This window comes from Cognatundibacterium luofuense (assembly GCF_018139685.1).
In the GTDB taxonomy this organism is placed as follows: Bacteria; Pseudomonadota; Gammaproteobacteria; order Burkholderiales; family Burkholderiaceae_D; genus Undibacterium; species Undibacterium luofuense.
Genome location: NZ_JAGSPN010000427.1, coordinates 1 through 325, shown reverse-complemented (window position 1 = coordinate 325; position 325 = coordinate 1). Strand labels below are relative to the sequence as shown.

Annotated in this window: 1 pseudogene; it reads right to left on the bottom strand. The window is 53.5% G+C overall.

Annotation, left to right across the window (positions count from 1 at the left end):
• Positions 1 to 325, bottom strand: a pseudogene (locus KDM89_RS21075) (ABC transporter ATP-binding protein); the annotation flags it as partial.

The window sequence follows — 325 nt, the reverse complement described above, 5'->3', positions numbered from 1 at the left end:
CAGGATGATGCTGGAGAAGTCGTTGACGATCACTTTGTCGCCAAAGGATTTGCATACATTTTCCAGTTCCGCCACGATTTTGCCTGAGCGTTCACCGGTCGTGATATCGAGTTTGACCTGACCTTGCTGGTCGCGTCTGGCGCTGCGCTGCAGACGCAGATCTTCCAGCCGGCGTACCCGTCCTTCATCGCGGCAGCGGCGTGCTTTTACGCCTTTGCGTATCCAGACTTCTTCCTGGGCCAGCAGCTTATCGAACTTGGCATTTTCGGTTTCTTCGATTTCCAGCTGTTCTTCTTTACGCGTCTGGTAAGTGCTGAAATTGCCC